The organism is Sulfurimonas sp., from assembly GCF_032250635.1.
Taxonomy (GTDB): Bacteria; Campylobacterota; Campylobacteria; order Campylobacterales; family Sulfurimonadaceae; genus Sulfurimonas.
Genome location: NZ_JAVVFL010000218.1, coordinates 1 through 3,418 on the forward strand (window position 1 = coordinate 1; position 3,418 = coordinate 3,418).

3 protein-coding genes are annotated in these 3,418 nt (G+C 43.5%); all 3 read left to right on the forward strand.

Annotation, left to right across the window (positions count from 1 at the left end):
* A partial coding sequence (gene cysD / locus RQ763_RS10860; RefSeq protein ID WP_314152981.1) for a sulfate adenylyltransferase subunit CysD occupies nt 1-669 on the forward strand: 669 nt, incomplete at its 5' end.
* A 1-nt stretch (nt 670) separates the two neighbouring features.
* On the forward strand, nt 671-2,083 hold the full coding sequence (gene cysN / locus RQ763_RS10865; RefSeq protein WP_314152982.1) for a sulfate adenylyltransferase subunit CysN: 1,413 nt from the start codon (nt 671-673) through the stop codon (nt 2,081-2,083).
* Nucleotides 2,084-2,092: 9 nt separating this feature from the next.
* Nucleotides 2,093-3,418, forward strand: a 1,326-nt coding sequence (locus RQ763_RS10870; protein WP_314152983.1) for a nitrite/sulfite reductase, incomplete at its 3' end; no start/stop codon positions are given.

Sequence of the window (3,418 nt, forward strand, 5' to 3'; positions counted from 1 at the left end):
AAAGATGAGGGGTTTGAACTTCTAGTTCACACCAACCCCGAGGGAGTAGAGATGGATATCAATCCATTTGTTCACGGCTCGGCAGTGCATACGGACATCATGAAGACTCAGGGGTTGAAGCAGGCACTAAACAAGTACAAATTTGATGCGGTGTTTGGCGGAGCAAGAAGAGATGAGGAAAAGTCCAGAGCAAAAGAGAGGATCTACTCTTTTAGAGATAAAAACCATAGATGGGACCCGAAAAACCAGAGACCTGAGCTATGGAGTATCTATAACTCGCGCGTTCACAAGGGCGAGAGTATAAGAGTTTTTCCGCTTAGCAACTGGACGGAGCTTGATATCTGGCAATATATCTACCTAGAGCATATCCCGATTGTTCCGCTCTACTTTGCCAAAAAAAGACCCGTTGTTCAAAAGGACGGGGTCAAGATAATGGTTGATGATGAGAGAATGCCGATCGAAGAGGGTGAAGAGATAAAAGAGGAGATGGTGCGCTTTAGAACTTTGGGGTGTTATCCGCTTACGGGCGCTGTTGAATCAAATGCAACGACACTGGGTGAGATTATTCAAGAGATGCTCTTAACCAAGACAAGTGAGAGACAGGGGCGCGTAATCGATAACGATTCGGCTGGTTCGATGGAGAAGAAAAAAATAGAGGGGTATTTTTAAGATGTCAATATTAGAGACAAAAATAGCAGCGGATATTGAGAGTTATCTAAAAGAGCATGAGAATAAACAACTGCTCAGATTTATTACATGCGGAAGCGTTGATGACGGCAAAAGTACTCTGATCGGGAGGCTTTTGCACGACTCAAAGATGATCTTTGAGGATCAGCTCGCAGCCATAAAAAAAGATAGCAAAAAGAGCGGTACGACCGAGGGGGAGTTTGATCTCTCGCTTCTGGTTGACGGTCTGCAGAGTGAGAGGGAGCAGGGGATTACAATTGATGTTGCCTATAGATACTTTACGACGGACAAGCGAAAGTTCATTATCGCGGACACTCCGGGGCATGAACAGTACACGAGAAATATGGCGACGGGTGCAAGTACGGCGGATCTGGCGATAATCCTCATCGATGCAAGGTATGGGATCCAGACGCAGACAAAGAGACACTCTTTTATAGCAAAACTGCTTGGAATCAAGCATATTGTCGTTGCCGTAAATAAGATGGATCTGGTCGGCTTTGGTCAAGGGGTTTATGAGGAGATTTCAAGGGATTATCTATTGTTTGCGAAGGAGATAGGACTGAGTGAGGATATTACACTCATTCCGCTCTCTGCGTTAAAGGGAGACAATGTGGTAGAAACAAGCCAAAAAACTCCTTGGTACAAAGGTAAGACGCTTCTGCATTGTTTGGAGAATATCGAGATAGCAAACGACAGGGATCTGGTTCATTTCAGGATGCCGGTGCAGTACGTAAACAGACCGAACTTGGACTTTAGAGGATACTGCGGGACGATCTCTTCGGGTGTTATAAAGGTGGGAGATAGTATTACCGTTTTGCCATCAGGGAAGTGCTCAAAGGTCAAAGAGATAGTTACTTATGATGGTAATTTAGAGTATGCCTACGTGCAGCAGGCTGTAACCATTACACTTGAAGATGAGATAGATATAAGCCGCGGCGATATCATGGTAAAAAGTGATGAACAGCCAGACAGTGCCGATGCTTTTGATGTAAATATCGTCTGGATGAACGAAGAGCCGCTGCTTAAACATAAGCAGTATTTTATAAAAAGAGCTTCATCTGTGGTTGTGGGTAGCGTTGAGAGCTTTTACTATAAAACGGATGTAAACACGCAGGAGCATCAGAGTGCAAATCTACTAAATCTAAACGAGATAGGACATGCGAAACTCTCTCTTGAGAGCCATTTGGCGTATGATCCATACATCAAAAACAAAGCTATGGGAAGCTTTATAATTATAGACAGAGTCACAAACAACACACTCGGAGCGGGGATGATTACTCAAAAATCGCAAACCGATTCAAAAACAAAATCTTCCGAGTATGGAGAGTTTGAGACAGAGCTAAACGCACTTGTAAGGAAACATTTTCCGCACTGGGAAGCAAAAGAGATTTTTTAGGAAAAGAGTATGTCAAAAGAGACAAAAGCACAAAGAGTTGAACGTATAAAAAGAGAAAAAGACGGTCTAGATGTTTTTGCAGATATCTACCGCTATGCAAAGAGCGGCGAAGATATTGACCCCGAAGATATAGACAGATTTAAATGGTACGGGCTATATACCCAAAACACCAATCTTCAAGAGAGAGAGGACAAAAGGCTTTACTTCATGTTAAGGGTTAAGCTGGAGGGCGGCAGGATGGATTTAAATCAGCTTGAAGCGGCTCTGGAGATCTCAAAGAGGTATGCAAGAGGGACTGCGGACTTTACGACAAGGCAGGATCTGCAGTTTCACTTTATCAGAGTGGAGGATCTGCCTGCAATTTTTTCATGTTTGAGCGAGGTGGGACTTACTACCGCTTTTGCGGCCGGAGATGTTGCCAGAAATGTGGTTACATGTCCCGTAAGCGATGTAGATAAAGAGCGCCTTTATGATGTGGAGGCGATAACCAAAGAAGTTAATGACTACTTTGACGCAAACAGAGAGATATCGAACTTGCCGCGAAAATATAAGGTTGGAATCAGCAGCTGTCCCAAACACTGTGCCTCGCATGAGATACAGGATCTAAGCTTTAACGCAAAAAAGAGTGAAGAGGGCGAAGTGATCTTTGATGTCAGCGTGGGCGGAGGACTGGCATCAAACAAGCGTATAGCTTCTCATATAGGCTATATAGAACCGCATCAGGTTTTAGCAGTTGCCAAAGCAATCACGGAGATTTACAGAGACTATGGTAACAGGGAGAATAGAAACAGAGCAAGACTCGGGCATCTGCTCGACGCTCTGGGGGTTGAACAATTTATCGAGATATTGCACTCAAAAGTAGATTTCAGACTTCAACTAGATGATTTGCAAAAATATACTCCTTATGTAAATAGAGAACATTTCGGCATACACAAGAGTATAAATGAGGGCAGAAGTTACATAGGTTGTGCTATAAATGGGGGAAAAATAGGAGCCGAGGGGTTGAACGGGCTTATAAAGATAGCTAAAAAATATGATATTACTGCCATAAGAGCGACCACGGCGCAGAATTTTGTCATTACAGATCTGCCTAGTGAAAATGCCGTCTTTGTGGTAGAAGAGTTAAAAGAGATGGGTATAGACGCAGAGCCATCTGTGTTTAAGGCAAGAACGCTCTCTTGTACGGGGATAAATTTTTGTAAATTTGCCGTCTCAGAGACAAAGGATTTGGCAGCAAAACTGGTTGAACATCTTCAGAGAAAATTTCCGTTCTTTGAAGAGAGGCTCTCCTTTAGCGTCAACGGATGTCCAAACTCATGCGCACATCCGCATATA

Coding starts and splice junctions, on each gene's coding strand:
- cysN (WP_314152982.1), top strand. CDS start 671: ATGTCAATATTAGAGACAAAAATAGCAGCGGATATTGAGAGTTATCTA.